18 protein-coding genes and 1 tRNA gene are annotated in these 21,235 nt (G+C 68.8%); 11 read left to right on the top strand and 8 right to left on the bottom strand.

What is annotated here, in order from left to right; genetic code table 11:
* Window positions 1-175: 175 nt before the first annotated feature.
* Window positions 176-949 (top strand): SDR family NAD(P)-dependent oxidoreductase, encoded by a 774-nt coding sequence (locus K9U40_RS12825; RefSeq protein ID WP_282890582.1) that lies wholly within the window; start codon window positions 176-178, stop codon window positions 947-949.
* Window positions 950-1,102: 153 nt separating this feature from the next.
* Window positions 1,103-1,981: a bifunctional helix-turn-helix domain-containing protein/methylated-DNA--[protein]-cysteine S-methyltransferase gene (locus tag K9U40_RS12820; RefSeq protein ID WP_282890587.1), complete on the top strand. Its 879-nt coding sequence runs from the start codon at window positions 1,103-1,105 to the stop codon at window positions 1,979-1,981.
* Window positions 1,982-2,088: 107 nt separating this feature from the next.
* On the opposite strand, the gene K9U40_RS12815 is transcribed toward K9U40_RS12820, so the two are convergent.
* The 4 genes from K9U40_RS12815 to cpdR all read right to left on the bottom strand — a co-directional run bounded on the left by K9U40_RS12815 (window position 2,089) and on the right by cpdR (window position 4,116).
* Window positions 2,089-2,265, bottom strand: a complete 177-nt coding sequence (locus tag K9U40_RS12815; protein WP_282890581.1) for a hypothetical protein — start codon at window positions 2,263-2,265, stop codon at window positions 2,089-2,091.
* 109 nt (window positions 2,266-2,374) lie between these two features.
* On the bottom strand, window positions 2,375-3,436 hold the full coding sequence (gene hemH, locus K9U40_RS12810; RefSeq protein ID WP_282890580.1) for a ferrochelatase: 1,062 nt from the start codon (window positions 3,434-3,436) through the stop codon (window positions 2,375-2,377).
* A gap of 181 nt (window positions 3,437-3,617) precedes the next feature.
* Window positions 3,618-3,692: transfer RNA gene (locus K9U40_RS12805), tRNA-Val, on the bottom strand.
* A 61-nt stretch (window positions 3,693-3,753) separates the two neighbouring features.
* Window positions 3,754-4,116 carry a cell cycle two-component system response regulator CpdR gene (cpdR, locus tag K9U40_RS12800; protein WP_012114807.1) on the bottom strand — a complete coding sequence of 121 codons (363 nt, stop codon included), beginning with the start codon at window positions 4,114-4,116 and terminating at the stop codon, window positions 3,754-3,756.
* 191 nt (window positions 4,117-4,307) lie between these two features.
* On the opposite strand from cpdR, the gene K9U40_RS12795 reads away from it, so the two are divergent.
* Window positions 4,308-5,195, top strand: coding sequence for an N-formylglutamate amidohydrolase (locus K9U40_RS12795; protein ID WP_282890579.1), 888 nt, complete (start codon window positions 4,308-4,310; stop codon window positions 5,193-5,195).
* Window positions 5,196-6,476: 1,281 nt separating this feature from the next.
* Window positions 6,477-7,259 (top strand): histidinol-phosphatase, encoded by a 783-nt coding sequence (gene hisN, locus K9U40_RS12790; protein ID WP_282890578.1) that lies wholly within the window; start codon window positions 6,477-6,479, stop codon window positions 7,257-7,259.
* A gap of 18 nt (window positions 7,260-7,277) precedes the next feature.
* Here hisN and K9U40_RS12785 read toward each other — a convergent pair whose 3' ends face one another.
* Complete coding sequence (locus K9U40_RS12785; protein WP_282890577.1) at window positions 7,278-8,234, bottom strand: alpha/beta fold hydrolase; 957 nt, start codon at window positions 8,232-8,234, stop codon at window positions 7,278-7,280.
* Window positions 8,235-8,517: 283 nt separating this feature from the next.
* Entirely contained in the window at window positions 8,518-9,015 is a 498-nt protein-coding gene (locus tag K9U40_RS12780; protein ID WP_282890576.1) for a hypothetical protein, read from the bottom strand.
* A gap of 254 nt (window positions 9,016-9,269) precedes the next feature.
* Between K9U40_RS12780 and K9U40_RS12775 the strand changes: the two genes are divergently transcribed.
* The 5 genes from K9U40_RS12775 (at window position 9,270) to K9U40_RS12755 (ending at window position 16,373) form a co-directional block, all read left to right on the top strand.
* Window positions 9,270-9,755, top strand: a complete 486-nt coding sequence (locus K9U40_RS12775; protein WP_282890575.1) for an Hsp20 family protein — start codon at window positions 9,270-9,272, stop codon at window positions 9,753-9,755.
* Between the two features lie 217 nt (window positions 9,756-9,972).
* A complete protein-coding gene (locus tag K9U40_RS12770; RefSeq protein ID WP_282890574.1) occupies window positions 9,973-10,968 on the top strand; it encodes a phosphoglycerate dehydrogenase in 996 nt (331 codons plus the stop codon).
* 338 nt (window positions 10,969-11,306) lie between these two features.
* A complete protein-coding gene (locus K9U40_RS12765) occupies window positions 11,307-11,921 on the top strand; it encodes a TetR/AcrR family transcriptional regulator (protein ID WP_282890573.1) in 615 nt (204 codons plus the stop codon).
* A 97-nt stretch (window positions 11,922-12,018) separates the two neighbouring features.
* Entirely contained in the window at window positions 12,019-13,221 is a 1,203-nt protein-coding gene (locus K9U40_RS12760) for an efflux RND transporter periplasmic adaptor subunit (protein ID WP_282890572.1), read from the top strand.
* Window positions 13,218-16,373, top strand: a complete 3,156-nt coding sequence (locus K9U40_RS12755; RefSeq protein ID WP_282890571.1) for an efflux RND transporter permease subunit — start codon at window positions 13,218-13,220, stop codon at window positions 16,371-16,373. Before K9U40_RS12760 ends, K9U40_RS12755 begins: the two co-directional genes overlap by 4 nt.
* Before the next feature lie 199 nt (window positions 16,374-16,572).
* On the opposite strand, the gene K9U40_RS12750 is transcribed toward K9U40_RS12755, so the two are convergent.
* Window positions 16,573-17,148, bottom strand: coding sequence for an HdeD family acid-resistance protein (locus tag K9U40_RS12750; RefSeq protein ID WP_282890570.1), 576 nt, complete (start codon window positions 17,146-17,148; stop codon window positions 16,573-16,575).
* Between the two features lie 545 nt (window positions 17,149-17,693).
* Window positions 17,694-18,929, bottom strand: coding sequence for a L,D-transpeptidase (locus K9U40_RS12745; protein WP_282890569.1), 1,236 nt, complete (start codon window positions 18,927-18,929; stop codon window positions 17,694-17,696).
* Between the two features lie 278 nt (window positions 18,930-19,207).
* Here K9U40_RS12745 and K9U40_RS12740 point away from each other — a divergent pair, with 278 nt between their 5' ends.
* Both K9U40_RS12740 and metF read left to right on the top strand, forming a co-directional pair.
* Window positions 19,208-20,242, top strand: coding sequence for an ArsR/SmtB family transcription factor (locus K9U40_RS12740; RefSeq protein WP_282890568.1), 1,035 nt, complete (start codon window positions 19,208-19,210; stop codon window positions 20,240-20,242).
* Window positions 20,242-21,189 carry a methylenetetrahydrofolate reductase [NAD(P)H] gene (gene metF / locus K9U40_RS12735; RefSeq protein ID WP_282890567.1) on the top strand — a complete coding sequence of 316 codons (948 nt, stop codon included), beginning with the start codon at window positions 20,242-20,244 and terminating at the stop codon, window positions 21,187-21,189. Before K9U40_RS12740 ends, metF begins: the two co-directional genes overlap by 1 nt.
* Window positions 21,190-21,235: the final 46 nt, after the last annotated feature.

Raw genomic sequence — 21,235 nt, 5'->3', positions numbered from 1 at the left:
GTTGCCGGCTGTGACAGCGGGCACCCTTTCGGCAGAACATGGCAGCACAAAGGCGAAAGCCTCACCTTAATACCGTTACAGGTCGCGGATGGACGCGATGGTTAAGGCGGGTTAATCAGCAGGCCCCTGCCTTTCGTCAGACTCCCTTTCCTTCTTCGCTGGCCGGAGCTGCCCCATGTCCATGCTCGATCCCCGCACCCTGACCCTCCTTGTCACCGGCGCCACCTCCGGCATCGGCGCGGCGACGGTGCGCCGCTTCGCCGGCGCCGGGGCGCGGGTGGTGGCGGTGGGCCGCCGGGCGGAGCGACTCGATGCGCTCAAGGCCGAATTCGGCGACCTCATCCACCCCCTGGTGCTGGACGTGCGCGACGAGAAGGCGACCTTCGCGGCCTTCTCCAGCCTGCCGGCGCCGTTCGACGCCTATAACGTGGTGTTCGCCAATGCCGGCCTCGCCATGGGGCTGGAGCCGGCCTACGAAGCGAAGCTCGACGACTGGAGCACCATGGTGGAGACCAACATCACCGGTCTTCTCTACACGGTGCGGGCGAGCCTGCCCGCCATGGTGGCGCGCAAGGAGGGGCACCTGGTGTTCACCGGCTCCATCGCCGGCGACTATTCCTATCCCGGCGCCAACGTCTACGGCGCCACCAAGGCCTTCGTGAAGCAGTTCTCGCTGAACGTGTGGGCGGACGTGGCCGGCATCGGTGTGCGCGTCACCAACATCGAGCCCGGCCTGACCGAGACCGAGTTTTCCGTGGTCCGCTTCGGCGGCGACAAGGAGCGGGCCGACAAGGTCTATGCCGGCGCCACCCCCATGACCGGCGAGGACATCGCCGAGCAGGTCTTCTTCGCCTGCACCCTGCCGCGGCATGTGAACATCAACCGCATCCAGTCCATGTCCTCGCAGCAGACCTTCGGCCCGCTGGCGATCAAGCGCGACCCGGTGTGAGCCCGGTCCCGGGGGCGGGGGCGTCCGGCGCGGCGAAATCGGGTGGGCGCGGCTTGCCGGCTCTGGTCAGATGGGCCACGCTCGACCTGAAGGAGATGCCCCGTGCTGGCGCTCGATTGCCCCGCCCTCGATTTGTCCGCTTCCGGAGGCCGGATGATTGCGACGCCGGCGACGCCCCTCGCCATCGCCGCCCGCGACTATGACGTGGTGCGCCGGGCGGTGGAGTATATTTCCCGCCATGTGCGCCAGCAGCCGGAGGTGGAGGAGATCGCCGCCGCCGCCGGCGTTTCCGCCCGCGCGCTCACCGACCTGTTCCGGCGCTGGTGCGGGTTGACCCCCAAGGCCTTCCTGCAGGCGGTGACGCTGGACCGGGCCCGCCGCATCGTTGCCGAATGCCCGAACGTGCTGGATGCGGCCTTCGAGCTGGGCCTGTCCGGCCCCGGCCGGCTGCACGACCTGTTCGTGGTGCACGAGGCCATGTCGCCGGGGGAGTGGAAGACCGGCGGGGCGGGGCTGGTGGTGCGCTTCGGCTTCCATCCCTCGCCGTTCGGGCTGGCGCTGGCCATGTCCACGCCGCGCGGCCTGTGCGGCCTCGCCTTCGCCGATGTGGGGGAGGAGGCAGCGGCGCTCGCCGACATGCGCGCGCGCTGGCCCAACGCCACCTATGTGGAAGACCCCGCCGCCACCGCGCCCTTGGTGGCGCGCATCTTCGATCCGGCGTCGTGGCGGGGCGACCAGCCCCTGCGCATCGTGTTCATCGGCACGGATTTCGAGATAAGGGTGTGGGAGACGCTGCTGCGCATCCCCATGGGCCTTGCCACCACCTATTCCAACATCGCCGAGCATGTGGGCCGGCCGAAGGCGGCGCGGGCGGTGGGGGCGGCCATCGGCAAGAACCCCATCTCCTTCGTGGTGCCCTGCCACCGGGTCATCGGCAAGAGCGGCGACCTTACGGGCTACCATTGGGGCCTGACCCGCAAGCGCGCCATACTCGGCTGGGAGGCCGGCAAGGTGGAGCCTGCGGGGGAGTAATGCCAATGGCCCGTGAGCTTGACTCATTGGCCTTTGGTCAAGCTCGCGCCGCGCTTGAGAGTACCCACTCGGCCTCGGTCAACGATCAGGGCCGATGGTTATAAGGCTCAGGCCTTGCGGGTGTTCTTGCGGGCAATCAGCGCGCGGGGGTCGATCTTCTGCATGGGACCGGTGCGCCGGGCACCGATGCCGCGCGAGCCCGCGGGGGCGTAGACGATTTCGCTGCGCTGCGCCATTTCACGGACCTGCGCCAGGCAGGCGCGCCGCAGGGTGATCTCGCTCATTTGCGTCCTTCCAAGGGGTTGCGCGCCTTTTAGCGGAGTAAGGGCCGCTTGGCTCCAGGTCCGCAGAAAAAAATGCACGGTCCCGTGGAGGTCTTTCGGGCGGCGGGGGTTACCCCACCCAGCCCCTTAGCTCCCGCTCCACCACATGGGCGAGCACGCGCATGCCCTCGGCATCGGCGTTGAGGCAGGGGATGGCGGCGAATTTCTCCCCGCCGTGGTGCAGGAAGATCTCGCGGTTCTCCACCCCGATCTCCTCCAGCGTCTCCAGGCAGTCGGCCACGAAGCCGGGATTGAAGACCGCCAGCCGCTTCACGCCGCTTTCCGCCAGCGCCTGCACCGTGGCGTCGGTGTAGGGCTGGAGCCATTCCTCGCGGCCGAAGCGGGACTGGAAGGTGAGCTTCAGGCGCGCCTCGTCCATGCCGAGCCGCGCGCGCAGCAGGCGGGCGGTCTTGGCGCACTGGCAGTGATAGGGATCGCCCTTGAGCAAATAGGATTTCGGGATGCCGTGGAAGGAGGCGAGGATCACCTCCGGCTCGAAGTCGAGGGCCGCGAGGTGGCGCTCCAGCGATGTGGCCAGCGCGTCAATATAGACCGCGTCGTCATGCCAGGGCGGGGCGACGCGCAGGGTCGGCTGCCAGCGCATGGCTTTGAGCGCGTCGAAGGCCTTGTCGCAGACGGTGGCGGAAGTGGCGGCGGCATATTGTGGATAGAGCGGCACCAGCAGGATGCGCTCGCAGCCTTGCGCCTGGAGCGCGGCGAGGCGCTCGGCGATGGGCGGCTTGCCGTAGCGCATGGCGAAATCCACCACGATGCGCGAATCAAGACCGGCGAGCTGCGCCGCGAGTTTCTCCGCCTGGTCGCGGGTGATGGTCTTCAGCGGGCCTTCGTTGCGCTCCTTATTCCAGATGCTTTCATAGTCGCGGCCCTTGGGGCCGGGGCGCCTGGTGAGGATGATGGCGTTAAGGACGAACCACCACACGGCGCGGTTTACCTCGATCACCCGCCGGTCGGAGAGGAATTCCTTCAGGTATGCCCGCATGGACCAGTAGTCGGTGGCCTCCGGCGTGCCGAGATTGACGATGAGCACGCCGATGCGGCCGAAGGCGACCTTCGGGTGGTCCGGCGGCAGGTGCGTCGTGTCGGGGGAGAATGCGGGGGCTTGAAGGGTCATCGGCTCCTCACCTGTTGCCGGCGGGATGGGGCCTCGCGGCACCCGCGTCAACGTCGCGCGTCGCCGGACCGAGGCCGGGGTCCGGCCAGACCCATACGCATCGGCGGTCCCGCCGGATGGCGGTGGCCACCCTGATCCGGATGCGCCCCTGGCCGGATGCCGGGCTGGATGAGGTGAGGGATGGTGGGCGCGACAGGGATCGAACCTGTGACCCCTACGATGTCAACGTAGTGCTCTCCCGCTGAGCTACGCGCCCCCTCGCAGGAGCCGCCTCTATATCGACCGTGATCGCAGGAGGCAAGGCCCCTGATCGCGGATCAGGCGGCTGCCAACATCTTTCCGACCTCGGAGACGAGATCGCGCAGGTGGAAGGGCTTGGAGAGCACCTTCGCCTCGCTGGGCGCCTCGTTGTCGGCGTTCAGCGCCACCGCGGCGAAGCCGGTGATGAACATGACCTTGAGGTCCGGATCGAGCTCCGTCGCCCGGCGGGCGAGCTCGATTCCGTCCATCTCGGGCATGACGATGTCGGTGAGCAGGAGCTCGAACGGCTCCTCGCGCATCCGCTCGTAGGCGGAGCGGCCATTGTCGCAGGACGCGACCGAATAGCCGGCATTCTGCAGCGCCTTCACCAGAAAGCGGCGCATGTCGTTGTCGTCTTCGGCGAGCAGGATTTTGGGCACGCCATTTCCCCTGATGTCGTGAACGGTCCTTCCCCGGTGCGGGGCCGGGGGCCATATGACTTGTCTGACCCAATCGGGTAAATTCGAAGTGAAGGTCGCGCCACCCCTTCACAAGCGGCTGCGGGCCGGGCCATCATGGCGGCCCGCTCCCTGGGATTTTTCTGGAACGATTCCAATCCATTGGGTTCTTGATGACCGCCTGCCTCGCTGACGCCATAGAACCCGCCTTCGAGGTGCTCTCGCCGGCCGAGACCTGCGCGCCGTTCGTGTTCAATTCCCCCCATTCCGGCCGCATCTATCCGCGCAGCTTCGTCGCGCAGACAAGGCTCGACTTTGCCACGCTGCGGCGCTCGGAAGACACGTTCGTGGACGAATTGTTCGTCCATGCGGTGTCGGAGGGGGCGCCGATGATGCGGGCCCTGTTCCCGCGCTCGTTCCTCGACCTCAACCGCGAGCCCTACGAACTGGACCCGCGCATGTTCGACGGCCGGCTGCCGCCCTTCGCCAACACGCGGTCGATCCGGGTGTCCGGCGGGCTCGGCACCATCGCCCGGGTGGTGGGGGACGCGCAGGAGATCTATCCGCGCCGCCTCACGGTGGGCGAGGCGCTGGAGCGCATCGAGGCCTATTACAAGCCTTATCACCAGTCCCTGCGCCGGCTCATCGGCCGGGTGCAGCGCCAGTGGGGCCTGGCGGTGCTGGTGGATTGCCATTCCATGCCCTCCGCCTCCAACCGGGAGGACGTGGCCCGCGCCGATTTCGTCATCGGCGACCGCTATGGCACCAGCTGCAGCGAGATCGTCACCGAGGCCATCGAGGCGGGGCTGACCGCGCGCGGCTACAAGGTGGTGCGCAACAAGCCCTATGCCGGCGGCTATATCACCGAGCATTACGGCAACCCCTCCGCCGGCCTGCACGCGGTGCAGATCGAGCTCAACCGCAGTCTCTACATGGATGAGGCCGCCTATGAGCGGCACGACGGATTCGAGCGCGTGCGCGCCGACATCGCTGCGCTCCTGCCGGAGCTGTTTGCCGCCGTAGCCGACCGCCTCGCGCCGCCCCGCGCGGCCGCCGAGTGATCGAGCATTGCATTTTTTAAACTGGTGCCTTGCGTTTTTCGAATGGCAAGGCTACGAATTCACCCACGGCTGATGGTTTGAGCATCATTGTACCGTTTGCGGCCATCAATGCTGATGCATTGGTGCCGGATTGGTATTGATGTGGGGAGAAGGTGGCGCGAGGCCGCCTGCCCGCAATCCAGCAGATCAGCCGTTCAGGGCCTGCGCCGCATGATATGCGCCAAAAGACAGGCCCAAAAAGAAAGGGGCCGTCCGCGTGAGCGAACGGCCCAAGTCTAGGGAGGAAACGCCCAAGGAGGGCAGCGACAGAGCGACGCCAATCGCCATGTCGCAGTGCACAAATAGCCCAGTGCGGTGCCATAAATCAAGTCCCCTTTTGTCGCAGTCTGGTATGCCACGCTAAATCATTGATTTTCGTGGCGCTTCCAGATGAGCCAGAAGGCTGTGCGCGCATGCGTCAGTGGTGTCTGGCAAAAATAATTCGCAAAAATAATTCGCCATCGAGTCGCGCGGGGTGCCCTCCGGCTTCCCGCGGAGAGGTGTCCGGGACGGTCGCGGCGCGATGGATTCATATCCAGCGGCTGCGGATCCAGGGGGCCCGGGGATCCAGGGGGCCCGGCGGCGTTCCGTATGGTCTCATGGCCGGATGGGCATGGGATGCGCGCAGAAGGAGCGACGCAGACGGGGAGTGGCGCCGGCAAGCCCGGCATGGGCACGGACAGCGGCCCCGTGGCGGCTGGCCGGATGGCAGCTGACCTGATGGCGACTGACCCCGGTCGCAGTCTGCGCGGATGGGCTCCCGGCGAAACGGCTCCCAAAGAGGAGGCTGCCCGAGAGGAAGCTCCAGTTGAGCGCAGCGGGGCTCCAAAAAGAAAGGGGCCGCTCACGTTGCCGGAGCGGCCCAAGTCTAGGGAGGAAACGCCCAAGGAGGGCAGCGGCAATGCAACAAGCAATGCCGCGCTGCACCAATATGCGCGGACTCGCATTTTGCATCAAGCCCGCACCGGGTGGATTGTTTAGGCAGCGACATTCGGGCTGAAACCATTCAACTCCAGACCTTTGCAGGCACTGCTGCCTGTTTTCTGCGCGACTGCACGAAAACGATGCCCGTGGTTCGCACAACCACGGCGCGAATCGGCGCATCCGATCTTTTCCCTTGGCAGGCGCCGGGCCACGCGCTTTCTTGGCCGCGCGCGTCTTGCGCCGACCGCCGCGGCTCCGGCGCCGCATGGCGGCGCCCATCCGCGGCATTCCCGATCGTGTTCATTCTGCGGAGCCGTCATGACCGCCGTCGATTTCGACGCTTTCGTCCATAAGCTCGCGACCGTTTCCGGCGAGGCCATCCTGCCCTTCTTCCGCACTGCCCTCGGCGTCGAGGACAAGGGCGCGGGCCGCGGCTTCGATCCCGTCACCCAGGCCGACCGCGCCGCCGAGCAGGCCATGCGCAAGCTCATTCGCGAGACCTTCCCGGCCCACGGCATCATCGGCGAGGAGTTTGAGAACGTGGCCGCCGCCGGGCCTTATGTCTGGGCGCTGGATCCCATCGACGGTACCAAGTCCTTCATCGCCGGCCTGCCGGCCTGGGGCACGCTGATCGGCCTCCTGAAGGACGGCGATCCGGTCTACGGCATGATGCACCAGCCCTTCATCGGCGAGCGCTTCTTCGGCGACGGCGGCGTCGCGCGCTATCGTGGCCCGGCGGGGGAGCGGATCCTCGCCGCGCGCGACTGCGGGCGCCTCGAGGACGCCATCCTCTTCACCACCAGCCCGCGCCTGATGAACACCGCCGACCGCGCCGCCTTCGAGACCGTGGAGGAGCGCGTGCGCCTCTCCCGCTATGGCGGCGACTGCTATGCCTATTGCATGGTGGCGGCCGGCCTCGTGGACCTCGTCATCGAGACCGAGCTGCAGGACCATGACGTGATCGCCCTCGTCCCCATCATCGAGGGGGCGGGGGGCATCGTCACCAGCTGGGAAGGCGGCTCGCCGGTCAAGGGCGGGCGCGTGGTGGCGGCGGGCAGCCGCAGGGTGCACGAACAGGCGCTGCGCGTCCTCACGGCCTGAGGGCCGGGCGCCGCCGCCTCACAGGATCGGCGTGCCGGGGATGAAGGCGTCGAACGCGGCCCAGAACTGGGCGCGGAAGATGTCCTTCTCCATCATCAGCTCGTGGCGGCTGGCCGGCACCACCACATGGGCGCCGGCGATGAGCCGGGCCGCGAAATGCTCGATGGCCTTGTTCGACACCAGCCGCTCGCCCCCGGCGGCGATGATGAGCAGAGGCTGGCGGATCCGGCTGATGGTGTCGGGATGCGTCAGCATCGCCATGGTGGCCTCGGCCCCGGCGAGCCAGCCCATGGTCGGCGCGCCGAGGTCCAGCATCGGGAAGGTGCTGGCCAGCGCCTGTGTCCGCTCGAACCGGGCGCGGTCCGAGGTCAGCAGGTTGCCCTCGAAACGCATGCGCGACAGCGCGCGCCCGTGGCCGCCCGGCACGTAGGAACGGGCGAAGCCGAGATGGGCGAGGGCGATGGACAGGGGGCGCACGATGCCCTCCAACGGCACCATGTCCAGCCCCAGCATGGGCGCGGTGAGAACCATGCGGTCGAACCAGCGCTGGCCCTCCAGCACCGATGAGAGGAGAATCGCGGCGCCCATGGAATGGGCCAGCGCGAAGTGCGGCGGCGGGCAATCGGGCAGCAGCACCTCGCGGGCGAACACCTCCAGGTCGAGGAGATAGTCGGAGAAGCGGGTGACGTGGCCCTTCAGCGGATTGCGCAGCAGCCGCTGGGAGCCGCCCTGGCCGCGCCAGTCCACCATCGCCACGGCGAAGCCGCGGGAGCGCAGCTCGCGCACCACCTCGAAATATTTCTCGATGAACTCGCACCGGCCGCCGAACAGGGCGACCGTGCCCCTGGTGCCGCCTTTGGCGCCGCCCTCGGGCGCCCAGCGGGCAAAGCGCAGCTTCACACCGTCGGCGGCAACCAGCTCACTGGCCACGCAGCCGTCGGGCACCGGATGGTTGGGAAGGGCGAACAGGGTCATGCGGGGCTTCGGCGCGGCTCTGGAGCGGTTTCGGGCGAAGGGATACCGGATCGGGGGACGAAACGCAGGGATGCTGGGGCAGGAGCATGCGCCGCGAGCCGGGGCGAACGGAAGATGCTCCGATGAACCGCAAGCCGGAAGGCCCGGCCCGATGCGCGAGGGTTACACGCTTGGCGGGGCCTTCACAATCGCGGCCTTCGCCCCTCGCCTCCGATGCCCGCCTCCCCTGCCAAGGTCCCCGGTCACCGGCCGGCGAGGGGAAGGCTTCGCCCGTCGCCTTTGGTCACGGGGCGGCGGGGCGGAAGCCGATCACCTGCATGCCGTTGATCTCGCCGCTGTCCGCATCCAGCACCAGGCGCACCCGTTCGCCGCGCGGCCCGGTGGCCTCGGCGAGGAAGCTGCGCCCGCGCTGGCGCACGGCGCTCACGTCCACGAAGCCGCGGGCCACCAGGCTCGCCGCGACTTCCTCGGACCTGAGGGGAGGGGCGCCCGGCGGCCGCGCCTGATAGGGCACGTAGGCATCGGGCCGGGTCAGCTTGAGCGGGGAGCCGGCCTGGACGGCCAGCACCTCCGTCGCATGTCCAAGGCGGCTGCGGGTTGCGCCCGGCGTGATCATGCCGGCCCGGGTTTCGCGGGCCGCCGCGACCTCGCGTCCGGCCGGGCCCGCGGGAAGGGAGGGCGCCTGGGACGCCTCGAGGGCGCACTGGGCGCCGACCGGCGGCGCCGGCATCGCCAGCGCTGCCAGCAGGAAGGCTGAAATGGCAGCCGGCCCGGCGCGCATCGCCTGCTCCTCCCCTTTCCGCCGCATCGGCGGATGGAGCTTCACGTAGGAGGAGAAGTCTAGCGGCCCAGCTTGAACGCAATCCGACGTGGCCGTTCATCTGCGGTTCAGGAAAGCTGCCCGCTCCGGCCGGCCCCTTGACGCCCGAAAACGGCCTCCCCACATCCCCGGAAGGCGCCGGGCAAACCTGACGGCGCCGGGACCGGACCCGGCTAGATGCGGGTCCCGCATGTCGCTTCAAAGGAGGATATGCCATGCGCACATTTGATCTGTCTCCGCTGTATCGCAACACCGTCGGCTTCGACCGGCTGTTTTCGCTGCTCGATTCCGTGGGAGGCGTGGACGCGGCTCCAGCCTACCCGCCCTACAACATCGAGCGTACGGGCGAGAACGCCTATCGCATCACGGTGGCGGTGGCGGGCTTCACCGAGGCCGAACTCGGCATTGAGGTGAAGGAGAATACCCTGACCCTGAAGGGCGAGAAGAAGGCGGTCGAGACCTCCGAGGCGGGCCAGATGCTGTATCGCGGCATCGCGGCGCGCGCCTTCGAGCGACGCTTCCAGCTTGCCGACCATGTGGAGGTGAAGGGCGCCGTACTTGAGAATGGCCTTCTGCACGTGGACCTCGTGCGCACCATTCCCGAGGCGAAGAAGCCCCGTATCATCCCCATCGCCGCCGGTGCGGGCGCCGAGGCGCCGAAGAGCATCGAGGGCGCGGTGGGGCCGGCTCAGGCCGCCTGACGAGGGTTGCCTGATCAAAGCCCGCCGGGCCGGCGGGCTTCGGGGGCGAACAGGTTTCGCCCCCTTCCTTCAGGGCGGCGCCGAAAGCGCCGCCTTTTGCGTGCCGGCGTTTCGACAACCGGCATTTCAACAACCCTGCCTTGCCTCGGGCAGGGTTGATCTGCGCGGCGCGGCAAGAGAGGAGGGGCGGTTGCCGCCTCCCGAAAGGTTTGCTCAGTTGTCCGCCTCCCGCCCCAGGGTTCTCGTCACCACCCGCCTGTTCGATGATGCCGCCGCCCGCTTCCTGGAGGAGCAGGGCCTTGAGGTCGTGCCCTCCGGACTGCCGGGCGACGCGGTCGATACCCACATTCCCGACGCCGACCTGAACGCCATGCTGGATGGCGCGGTGGCCTGGGTGGTCGGCCTGCGGGCGGTGACGCGCGACGTGCTCGCCGCTCATCCGCAGCTCAAGGTGATCGCCCGGCGCGGCGTCGGCTACGACCGGGTGGACGTGGCGGCGGCGCGCGACCTCGGCCGCGTGGTCACCATCGCGGCGGGGGCGAACGATCCGGCGGTGGCCGACCACACCCTCGCTTTGATGCTGGCGGTGCTCCGGCGTCTCAAGGCAAGCGACGCCGCCATCGCGCGCGGCGACTGGCGGGTGGTGAGCGGGGCCGACCTGACCGGAAAGACCGTGGGGCTGATCGGCTTCGGCCGCATCGGCCGGCAGGTGGCCCGCCGCCTGTCCGGCTTCGACGTGCGGGTGCTGGTGTCGTCCCGCACGCCGGATCCGGATGCCGCCGGCGTCACCTTCGTGCCCCTGGCCGACCTGATCGCGCAGAGCGACGTGGTGAGCCTGCACGCGCCGCTGACGCCGCAAACGCGGCACGTCGTGGATGCCGCCGCGCTGAAGGCGATGAAGGCGGGGGCGGTGGTGGTGAACACCTCGCGCGGCGGCCTCATCGACGACGCGGCCCTCCTCGCCGCGCTGGAGGAAGGCGTGATCGCCGGCGCCGGCCTCGACGTGTTCGAGGCGGAAGCCGACCCCGCCCTGCGGCCGCTTGCCGAAGCCCTTGCCGCGCGCGCGGACGTGGTGGCCACCTCCCACGCGGCGGGATCGAGCCGGGAGGCGCTCGCCCGCGGCAATTGGATCTCCGCGCAGTGCGTGGCGGCGGCCCTCGCCGGAGAGCCGGTTCCGCCCGGGTGCCTCATCGTTGACGGGCGTCTGAAATAATTCATTTACCATATTGGAATGAAAGCCTTTCGACTCGGGCGGCGGGCCTGCCGGGCCGAAGGGCGATGCGGCACATCGGGCCGGATGACGTTGCATCGATATCTCAAGAAGCCCAGATAAGTTTATGGTTAATAAAACCTTTCTTTCGATCGGGCGGAGCCTCGGCCGGCGCTGATGGCGATGCGGACGAATGCGCTGGCTCCGGGGCGAGCGACAGGCGTCTGGCGGCGACCCGATCCCGCCGGACGCCGGAATTTTCCGTCGCGGCGGCCCTGCATGCCCCTTGGAATTTCAGAACTGATGATTTACGATATTCGTCAGTTCTGATGGAGGGTGGCGTGAACGTGAGGGTGAGGGAGACGGCGGACGAAACCCGCGAGCGCATCGCGCGGACGGCGGAGCAATTGTTCCGTCGCATGGGTTTTGCCAAGACTGCGGTGGCGGATATCGCCGCCGAACTGGGCATGTCGGCGGCCAATGTCTACCGTTTCTTCCCGTCCAAGACCGCCATTGTCGCCACCATTTGCGAGCGCTCCCTGCTGGAAAGCGAGGCGGAGATTGCCGATGTGCTTGCGGGCGAAGGCACGCCGCAGCAGCGTATCATCGCCGCCTATCTCGCCATCATGCGCTATCACAAGGAAAATTTCCTTGAGGAACGCCGCGTGCACGACATGGTGCAGGTGGCCATGGAGAACAATTGGGACGCCATCGAGGCCCACAAGGCGCGCATCGGCATGATGATCGCCAAGGTGCTCGCCGAGGGCATCGAGAGCGGCGTTTTCCTGCCGCACGATCCGGGGATGGCGAGCCAGATCATTCTCGGGGCGTGCGTGCGCTACTGCCATCCGGTGCTGGTGGCGCAGCATATCGACGAGGATCTGGAGGCTGGTCTCAAGGCCTCCCTGACCTTCATCCTGCGGAGCATCGAGGTGGAGCGGACCCCCTTCCCCTGAATGGGGGTGATCCGCGCGGCTTCGTGCGCCTTAAAAGTGACGATAGTTGAGTTTCGTCAGCGTTGAGCTGTAACTCGATATTTGACAGGACCGTACCATGCCCGTCGCTGCCCATGACCTTCATGCGCCCTCCGGCGCACCGCGCCGGTTGGGTGCCGGCCTCTTCGCCGGCTCGCTCGTGGCCCTGGCTGCGCTCCTGAGCGGCTGCGGCGAGCAAGCGCCCGCCCAGACTCAGGCGGACGCGCCCCAGATCGTGGCCCGCCCGGTTCAGGTGACCACGGTCGCCTTCAGGCCGCGTGACGCCGAGAAGACCTTCGTCGGCGTGGTCCGGGCGCGACGGGAGATCGACCTCGCCTTCCGCGTGGGCGGCAAGGTGGTGCAGCGCACGGTGGAGGTGGGCGACCGGGTCGCCGCCGGCGACGTGGTGGCCCACCTCGACAAGGAGGATCTGCGCCTGGAGCTGGAGAGCGCGCGCGCCGAACTCGCCGCGGCCACCGCCAACCTCGCCCAGACCACGGCGGAGGACGGGCGCTACCGCTCCCTCACCGCCAAGGGCGCCGCCTCCGCCGCCGACCTCGACCGCAAGAGCCTTGCCAGGGAGGAGGCGGTGGGTCGCCTCGAACGGGCGAAGCTGTCCCTGGAGCTGGCCGAGAACCGCCTCTCCTATGCCGATCTCGTGGCCGATGCCGCGGGCGTGGTGGTGGCAACATCCGCCGAGCCGGGGCAGGTGGTCTCCTCCGGCCAGACCATCGTCCGCGTGGCCCGCCTCGACGAGAAGGAGGCGGTGGTGTCCCTGCCGGAGACCGCGCTCGCCGACGCCCGCGCCGCCGACGCCATCGTCTCCCTGTGGGCTGAGCCCGGCCGGCGCATCCCCGCACGGCTGCGCGAGCTTTCGCCCCAGGCCGATTCCACCTCCCGCACCTATCCGGCCCGCTTCTCCCTGGAAGGGGCGGATGCGACGGTCGCCCTGGGCATGACCGCGACTGTTACCCTGCGCCCGAAGGAGCAGCAGGTGGTGGCGCGGTTGCCCCTGTCCGCCGTCATTGATCGCGGCCATGGCCCGCAGGTGTTCGTGGTGGATGGCGCGAGCCGAACGCTCGCGGCGAAGCCCGTCACCATCGCAGCCTATACGGAGGATCAGGTGCTGGTCGCCGCCGGGGTCGCCCCGGGCGACGAGGTGGTGACGCTGGGCGTGCAGACGCTGCTGCCCGGCCAGAAGGTGCGCACCGCGCAGGTGCCGGGCACCACCACCGTGGCGCAGACCGAGGTGGCGCGGACCGGCGCGGAGGCCCGGCCATGAGCCCCGCCGACCGCTCTCGCGACGATACCCCTGCGGGGCAGGGCGGCCCGGGCTCCGAGGGACCCGGCTCGCGCTTCAACCTGTCGCGCTGGGCCGTCACCCACCGCACCCTGACCCTGTTCGCCATCCTGCTGCTGGCGGCGGCCGGGGCCTATTCCTACCTCAATCTCGGCCGGGCCGAGGACCCCTCCTTCACCATCAAGGTCATGGTGGTGCAGGCCGCATGGCCGGGAGCCACCGCTTCCGAGATGCAGGCCCAGGTGGCCGACCCCATCGAGAAGAAGCTGCAATCCCTGCCGTACCTCGACCGGGTGGAGAGCTATTCGCGCCCCGGCGTCTCCTTCGTGCAGATCTTCCTGGCGGATTCCACCCCGGCGCGGGAGGTGAAGGACCTCTGGTACCAGGTGCGCAAGAAGGTCTCCGACATGCGCGGCGACCTGCCGGCGGGCGTCATCGGCCCCGGCTTCGACGACGAGTATGGCGATGTCTATTCCGCCCTCTACATGCTGAGCGGGGAGGGCGCCGCCCCGGCCGAGCTGAAGCGGCAGGCCGAGATCATCCGCCAGCGCCTGCTCCGCGTGAAGGACGTGGAGAAGGTCGATCTCATCGGCGAGCGGCCCGAGCGCATCTATATCGAATTCTCTCACGCCCGCCTCGCCAATCTCGGCGTCACCCCGGCGCAGATCTTCGACAGCGTCGCCCGGCAGAATGCCGTGGTGGCGGGCGGGGCGGTGGATACGAGATCCGACCGCATCAATTTGCGCCTGACCGGCGCCTTCACCGGCGCCGAGGCCATCGCCGAGGTGCCGGTGGCGGCGGGCGGCTCGCTGGTGCGCCTCGGCGACATCGCCACCGTCAAGCGCGGCTATGAGGACCCGCCCGCCTTCCTGGTGCGCCAGCACGGCCAGCCCGCCATCGGTATCGGCGTCTCCATGGCGCAGGGCACCAACATCCTCACCCTCGGCGAGGAACTGAAGGCGGCCATGGCCGAGGCCACCGTCGAGCTGCCCGTGGGCATCGACGTGACCCAGGTGGCCGACCAGCCGCACATCGTCGGCGATTCGGTGGGCGAGTTCCTGAAGACCTTCGTGGAAGCCCTCGTCATCGTGCTGGTGGTGAGCTTCCTGTCGCTGGGCTTCCGCACCGGCATCGTGGTGGCGCTCTCCGTGCCGCTGGTGCTGGCCATCGTGTTCCTGGTGATGTTCGCATCCGGCATGGACCTGCACCGCATCACGCTCGGCGCCCTCATCATCGCTCTGGGGCTGCTGGTGGACGACGCCATCATCGCCATCGAGATGATGGTGGTGAAGATGGAGGAGGGCTGGGACCGCATGCGCGCGGCCACCTTCGCCTGGACTTCCACCGCCTTCCCCATGCTCACCGGCACGCTGGTGACGGCCGCCGGCTTCCTGCCGGTGGGCTTCGCCAAGTCGTCCTCCGGCGAATATGCCGGCGGCATCTTCTGGGTGGTGGGCTTCGCGCTGATCGCCTCGTGGTTCGTGGCGGTGATCTTCACCCCCTATCTCGGCACGGTGCTGCTTCCCGATATGAAGAAAGCCGATGCCCATGAACTTCATGATGGTCGGCTGTACCGGATGCTGCGCCGGGTGCTGGAGGCGTGCCTGCGCCACCGCTTCCTGGTGATCGGGGCCACGGGGGCCATGTTCGCCGGCTCCATCGTGGCGTTCGGCCTTGTGCAGCAACAGTTCTTCCCCACCTCCACCCGGCCCGAGCTGTTCCTGGAGATGCGCCTGCCGGAAGGCACCTCCATCTCCGTGACCGAGGCCACCGCGAAGAAGGCGGAGGCCCTGATCGGCGACGATGCCGACGTGGCGACGGCCACAACTTATGTGGGCCGCGGCGCCCCGCGCTTCTGGCTCGGCCTCAACCCCGTGCTGCCGAACCCGAATTTCGCTCAAATCGTCATCGTGGCGAAGGACATCGAGGCCCGCGAGCGGCTCAAGGCCCGGCTCGACGGCACCATCGCCGAGGGCGCGCTGGCGGAAGCACGGGTGCGGGTGGACCGCTTCGTCTTCGGCCCGCCGGTGGGCTTCCCGGTGCAGTTCCGCGTGGTGGGGCCGGACCCCATAAAGGTGCGCGACATCGCCGAGAAGGTGCGCGTGCTCATGGCGTCCGACAGGGACATGATCGACCCGCACCTCAATTGGGGCGAGCAGGTCAAGTCCATCACGCTGAAGGTGGATCAGGACCGCGCCCGCGCCATCGGCACCACCCCGCGGGACCTCGCCGAAACCCTGCAGACGCTGCTGTCCGGCTACACCGTGACCCAGCACCGCGAGGGTAACCTGCTCATCGACGTGGTGGCCCGCGCCGTGCCCGAGGAGCGGGTGGACCTGGAGCACCTCTCGGCCCTGACCGTGACCACCCGCAACGGCCTCGCCGTGCCGCTGGGCCAGGTGGCGCGCATCGTCTATGCCCACGAGGAGCCCATCCTCTGGCGGCGCGACCGCGACCTCGTGCTCACCGTGCGCGGCGACGTGCGGGACGGGGTGCAGCCGCCGGACGTGACCACCCGCATCCTGCCCCGGCTCGACGCCATCAAGGCTGAGCTTGCGCCCGGCTATCGCATCGAGACCGGCGGCTCCATCGAGGAGAGCGCCAAGGCCAATGCCTCGCTGGCGGCCGTGTTCCCGGTGATGATCATCGTGATGCTGACGCTGCTGATGATCCAGCTCCAGAGTTTCTCGCGCCTGGCGCTGGTGCTGGCCACGGCGCCGCTCGGGCTCATCGGCGCGGCGGCGGCGCTGCTCATCGCCCACAAGCCGTTCGGCTTCGTGGCGCTGCTGGGCCTCATCGCGCTCGCCGGCATGATCATGCGCAACACGGTGATCCTGGTGGACCAGATCGACCACGACATCCGCGACGGCCACACCCCCCACCGCGCCATCGTGGATGCGACGCTGCGGCGGGCCCGGCCGGTGGTGCTCACCGCTCTGGCGGCGGTGCTGGGCATGATCCCGCTCGCGGAGAGCGTGTTCTGGGGCCCCATGGCGGTGACCATCATGGGCGGCCTGCTGGTGGCCACCGTGCTCACCCTGCTGGTGGTGCCGGCGCTCTATGCCACCTGGTTCCGCGTGAAGGTTGCGGACGACGCGGCCGCGCCGGCGGCCCTGCCGCAGCCGGCGGAGTAGACCGGCGGAGTGAATTCGCCGCCTGGAGCCGGGATCCGCTCGGATCCCGTGCGCTCTGGTGGCGCAACAGCTGTCCCGGTGCCCTCCGGGACGGTCCTCCTCGCCCGGTCGCGGCTATCGCCCCCGGCCGTGGCCGGGCAGGAGGTTATACTGGATCAGCAGTGCTCCGCCCGGTGGTCCGGGCGGAGCATGTCCTGCCTCAGGACTTCTTCTCGCGCAAGGCAAGGCCGAACATCAGCGTGCCGACGCCGTTGACGATGAGGTCGATGCCGAGGAACAGGCCGAGGATATAGACCGAGTTCACCGGCCAGCGGGCGATGATGATGAGGCCCAGCAGTAGGGTGACGACGCCCGATACCACGATGAAGCCCCAGCCCTTGCCGGGGCGCGAGCCGATGCCGGCGGCGATGCGGAAGAAGCCCTCGACCGCCAGCGCCACGCCGATCATCAGCGTGAGCACGCCGGCGCCGAGCAGCGGATTGTACATCATGAGGGCGCCGGCCACGACATAGAGCACGCCGGCCAGCAGCCAGTAGAAGAAGCGGCCCCAGCCCTTGACGCGGAAGGCGTGGATGACCTGGACCACGCCGCCCACCAGGATCAGCGCGCCCACATACAGCACCGTGACGAAGGTGGAGGCGAGCACATGGGCGAGGGCCACGAAGCCGAGCACGATGAAGGCGAGGCCCAGCACCGCGAACCAGCCCCAGCTGGCTCGGACGGCGTGGAGCTGGTCGGCGACCGTGGATGCAGGAGTTTGCGCAGGCATTGTCATTTTTGCCGTCTCCGGATGCGAGGGTAAGGGCCTCTCGCCGGCTGGGACGAGTCGGTTTCGCCCAAGCTCATCTTACAGGAGGTCGCCAGTGGCGTGCAGCTGCCACGCACGGCAACTGCAAAATGGGCGGAAGCAGGGAAGGCCGAGCGGAAGGCAGATGCGCGCGGGACGTCGCCGACCCCTTCGGCGCCGCAGGAGCGGACGAATCGGCGCGGACGGGACGGGCAGGCGGCAGCGCCAAGGCCCCCGCGGGGGCGCGAAAGCCCCAGTCTCGGGCGACGACACGGCCGGCCCGGGGGCGCCCGCTGTCGGGGGCTGCCCTTCCGGGGCGCGGCTCCCGATTCGGGATGACACGTGCAGTGGGACGGCGCCCTTCGGGCGTCCGGATCAGAGCTTGGCTTTTGGAGAAGCGCCCCGCGGCACGGGGGCAATTGCCGTCACATGCGGGATGCAGGGGCACCGGGTCTTGGTGCGCACGGGCCTTGGTGCGCATCCGCGCAGGGACAAAAACGGTCGGCGCGTCGCGCGCCGACCGTTGATCGGGATCAGCGCTGGGCCGCGGCCGCGGGCTTGCCGGCCGAAGCGGTGGAAACCGCAGCCGGGGCGCCGGCATTGGCCTGCGAGCCGCCGGTCTTGGGAAGGATCACCACCTTGGTGCCCACGTTCACGCGGTCGTAGAGGTCTTCCACGTCCGCGTTGAGCATGCGGAAGCAGCCCGAGGACACGAACTTGCCGATGGTCTGGGGCTCGTTGGTGCCGTGGATGCGGTAGATGGTGCCGCCGAGATACATGGTGCGCGCGCCCAGCGGATTGCCCGGTCCGCCGGCCATGAAGCGCGGCAGGTAGGGCTGGCGCTGGATCATCTCGGTCGGCGGGCGCCAATCGGCCCATTCCGCCTTGCGGCTGATCTTTTCGGTCCCGGCCCAGGTGAAGCCATCGCGGCCGACGCCGAGGCCATAGCGGATCGCCTTGCCGCCACCCAGCACGTAATAAAGGTAGGTGTTCGGCGTATCGATGACGATGGTGCCGGCCGGCTGCGTGGTCACGTAGTCCACCGTCTGGCGGCGGAAACGGTCCGGCACCGGCTCGGACGGGTCGACGTTTTCGATGCGGGGGCCGGACGGCGCTTCCGTGGTGCCGGGCACGACGCCGGCATTCGAGGAATAAACCCCTGCGGGCGGCGGCCCGGCATTGATGCTGGCATAGATGGCGTCCTGGTCCACCGCGCCGCGGCCGGAGCCGCCATAGGTGGCCTGCGCCGGTGGCTCATAGGCCGCCGGGGCCGGCTGGCCATAGGCCCCGCCGGCCTGCGGTGCCGCATAGGTCTGCTGGCCGTAGCCCTGGTTGCCATAAGCCTGGTTGCCGTAGGGCTGGCCCTGCGGGACCACGGCGCTGGGCTGGGGGGCGGCCTGGGGCACGACCGCGGCGGGCGCCGTGGCATAGCCCGGCTGCACCGGCTGCGGATAACCCTGCTGCGGATAAGGCTGGGCTGCCGGCGCGCCATAGGCCGGAGTGCCCTGCTGGCCGGGAGGAGCAAGGTCGGTGCGCTCCACCTGGTCGCGGCGAACGGGCGCCTGACGGGCATAGGGATCGGAATAGCCGGGCGGGGGCGCGCCGTAGCCGCCCACCGAGCCCGGCGGGAGCGTCCCGGTCTCCTCTTCGTCCGCCCCGTTGTCGGGCAGGCTGTAGTTCGTGCCATAGGCTGCGCCCTGGCCGAAGGCCGGCGCGGTGAGAACCGATGCCCCGAAGGCGGCGAGGAGGAGTTTGTGGCGCAAGGTCATGTCAGAGGTGTTAACCGTGAAACGTGACGAAATTGGAAACGGGGCGCGGAAATTTTCGAACGCCTCGTCGGTAATATCATATGGAGGCGCCGGGCATTCCGGCACCGCCACCGATCTGTGACAAAAGCGTGTATGCCCGCTCTCCTGCCGGCGCAATGGCGCTGGGCGCAGCGCCGCTGATCGTGATCGGCATGGCTCGTCCCTCCACTCGGAAGCCCTTCGCCATGGCGCGGCAGAAGCGCTTGAATGTAGCGACGTTAGGATATAAAGATATCTTTATGTCAGATCCGAAGTCGCGCCAGCCTTTGTCTTTCCCGGCCGTGCTCGAAAGCCTCAAGGCGGCGGGCGAGGATACGCGCCTGCGCCTCGTCGCGGTGCTGGGCGAGGCGGAACTGACCGTTTCGGACCTCACCGAGATCCTGGGCCAGTCCCAGCCGCGCATCTCGCGCCATCTCAAGCTTCTCGCCGAGGCCGGGCTGGTGGAGCGGCACCGGGAGGCGAGCTGGATCTTCTATCGCCGGGCGGCGGACGGCCCCGGCGGGCGAATCGGCGCCGCGCTCCTCGACCTGCTGGATCGCGACGATCCGGTGCTGGTGGGCGACCGGGCGCGGCTCGTGGCGGTGCGGGCGGCGCGCGCCGCTGCGGCGCAGGCCTATTTCACCGCCCATGCCCGCGAGTGGGACGAGATCCGCCGGCTGCACGTGCCCGAGGCGGCGGTGGAGGCGGCGGTGCGGCAGGCGCTGTTCGATTCGTCCCTCGGCGCCGGCCCGATCCGCTCTTTGCTGGATCTCGGCACCGGCACGGGGCGCATGCTGGAAGTGTTCGCCCCCGACATCGAGCGCGGCATGGGCATCGACCTGTCGCCGGACATGCTGGGCGTCGCCCGCACCAATCTGGAGCGCGCCGGCATCCGTCATTGCCTGCTGCGCCAGAGCGACATCTATGCCGTGCCGGCGCCCCGCGATTCGTTCGATGCGGTGATCGTGCATCAGGTACTGCACTATCTCGACGACGGCCGCCGCGCCCTGAAGGAGGCGGCGCGGGTGCTGCGCCCCGGGGGCCGCCTGCTGGTGGTGGATTTCGCCCCCCACGGCCTCGAATTCCTGCGCGACGCCCACGCCCACCGCCATCTCGGCTTCCCGCGCGAGACCGTGGAGGGCTGGCTGGCCGACGCCGGGCTCGACCTCGTTACCTTCCGCACCCTCGCGCCCGACGGCGCGGCGGGAGACGGGCTCATCGTTTCGCTCTGGCTGGCGCGCGATCCGCGCATCCTCATGGCCGGGGCCGACCTTGCCGACAGGGAGATTGCCTGATGACCACGCCTGCCCTTGCTCCCGCCCCGGTCCGGGCGAGCCGGGAGATGGACCGGCCGCCGGTGAAGGTCTCCTTCGAGTTCTTCCCGCCCAAGACCGAGGAGATGGAGAAGACCCTTTGGGCCTCCATCGCCCGGCTGGCACCCTTGTCTCCGGATTTCGTCTCGGTGACCTACGGCGCCGGCGGCTCCACCCGCGAGCGCACCCACGCCACCGTCGAGCGCATCGTGAAGGAGACGGACCTTGCGCCCGCCGCGCACCTCACCTGCGTCGCCGCGACCCGGGACGAGATCGACGCCGTGGTGCGCGCCTATGGCGATGCGGGCGTGAAGCATATCGTCGCCTTGCGCGGCGACCCGGTCACCGGGGTGGGCACGGCCTACGAGCCCCATCCCGGCGGCTATGCCTATGCCAGCGACCTCGTGGCCGGCATCAGGCGCATCGGCGATTTCGAGGTGTCGGTCTCCGCCTATCCGGAGAAGCATCCCGAGAGCGCGAGCCTCGATGCCGACATTGATGTGCTCAAAGCCAAGGTGGATGCCGGCGCCACCCGCGCCATCACCCAGTTCTTCTTCGAGAACGACGTGTATTTCCGCTACCTCGACAAGGTGCGGGCGCGGGGCATCGACATTCCCATCGTGCCCGGCATCCTGCCCGTCACCAACTTCAAGCAGGCCTCGAGCTTCGCCACCCGCACCGGCGCCAGCGTGCCGGCCTGGCTGCTGCGGCGGTTCGAGGGGCTCGACGACGATGCCGAGACGCGCAAGCTCATCGCCGCGGCGGTGGCCGCCGAGCAGGTGACGGACCTCGTTGATCGCGGTGTCACCGATATCCATTTCTATACGCTGAACCGCGCCGACCTCGTCTATGCCATCTGCCACCTGCTGGGCCTGCGGCCCAAGGCGGCGAGCGCGGTGGCGGATGTGCCAAAGGCGGTCGCCATCTGAGCGGTCAAGCCCTCTCCCGCTTGCGGGGGAGGGTCCGTCTCTTATA

The sequence above is a fragment of the Xanthobacter autotrophicus genome (assembly GCF_030015065.1).
In the GTDB taxonomy this organism is placed as follows: Bacteria; Pseudomonadota; Alphaproteobacteria; order Rhizobiales; family Xanthobacteraceae; genus Xanthobacter; species Xanthobacter autotrophicus_D.
The sequence above is the reverse complement of the archived record's forward strand: the minus strand, read 5'-3'. Positions and strand labels throughout refer to the sequence as shown.

Coding starts and splice junctions, on each gene's coding strand:
- K9U40_RS12825 (WP_282890582.1), top strand. CDS start 176: ATGTCCATGCTCGATCCCCGCACCCTGACCCTCCTTGTCACCGGCGCC.
- K9U40_RS12760 (WP_282890572.1), top strand. CDS start 12,019: ATGCCCGTCGCTGCCCATGACCTTCATGCGCCCTCCGGCGCACCGCGC.
- K9U40_RS12740 (WP_282890568.1), top strand. CDS start 19,208: ATGTCAGATCCGAAGTCGCGCCAGCCTTTGTCTTTCCCGGCCGTGCTC.
- K9U40_RS12785 (WP_282890577.1), bottom strand. CDS start 8,234: ATGACCCTGTTCGCCCTTCCCAACCATCCGGTGCCCGACGGCTGCGTG.
- K9U40_RS12745 (WP_282890569.1), bottom strand. CDS start 18,929: ATGACCTTGCGCCACAAACTCCTCCTCGCCGCCTTCGGGGCATCGGTT.
- K9U40_RS12755 (WP_282890571.1), top strand. CDS start 13,218: ATGAGCCCCGCCGACCGCTCTCGCGACGATACCCCTGCGGGGCAGGGC.
- K9U40_RS12815 (WP_282890581.1), bottom strand. CDS start 2,265: ATGAGCGAGATCACCCTGCGGCGCGCCTGCCTGGCGCAGGTCCGTGAA.
- hisN (WP_282890578.1), top strand. CDS start 6,477: ATGACCGCCGTCGATTTCGACGCTTTCGTCCATAAGCTCGCGACCGTT.
- metF (WP_282890567.1), top strand. CDS start 20,242: ATGACCACGCCTGCCCTTGCTCCCGCCCCGGTCCGGGCGAGCCGGGAG.
- K9U40_RS12795 (WP_282890579.1), top strand. CDS start 4,308: ATGACCGCCTGCCTCGCTGACGCCATAGAACCCGCCTTCGAGGTGCTC.
- hemH (WP_282890580.1), bottom strand. CDS start 3,436: ATGACCCTTCAAGCCCCCGCATTCTCCCCCGACACGACGCACCTGCCG.
- K9U40_RS12775 (WP_282890575.1), top strand. CDS start 9,270: ATGCGCACATTTGATCTGTCTCCGCTGTATCGCAACACCGTCGGCTTC.
- K9U40_RS12750 (WP_282890570.1), bottom strand. CDS start 17,148: ATGACAATGCCTGCGCAAACTCCTGCATCCACGGTCGCCGACCAGCTC.
- K9U40_RS12780 (WP_282890576.1), bottom strand. CDS start 9,015: ATGCGCGCCGGGCCGGCTGCCATTTCAGCCTTCCTGCTGGCAGCGCTG.
- K9U40_RS12820 (WP_282890587.1), top strand. CDS start 1,103: ATGATTGCGACGCCGGCGACGCCCCTCGCCATCGCCGCCCGCGACTAT.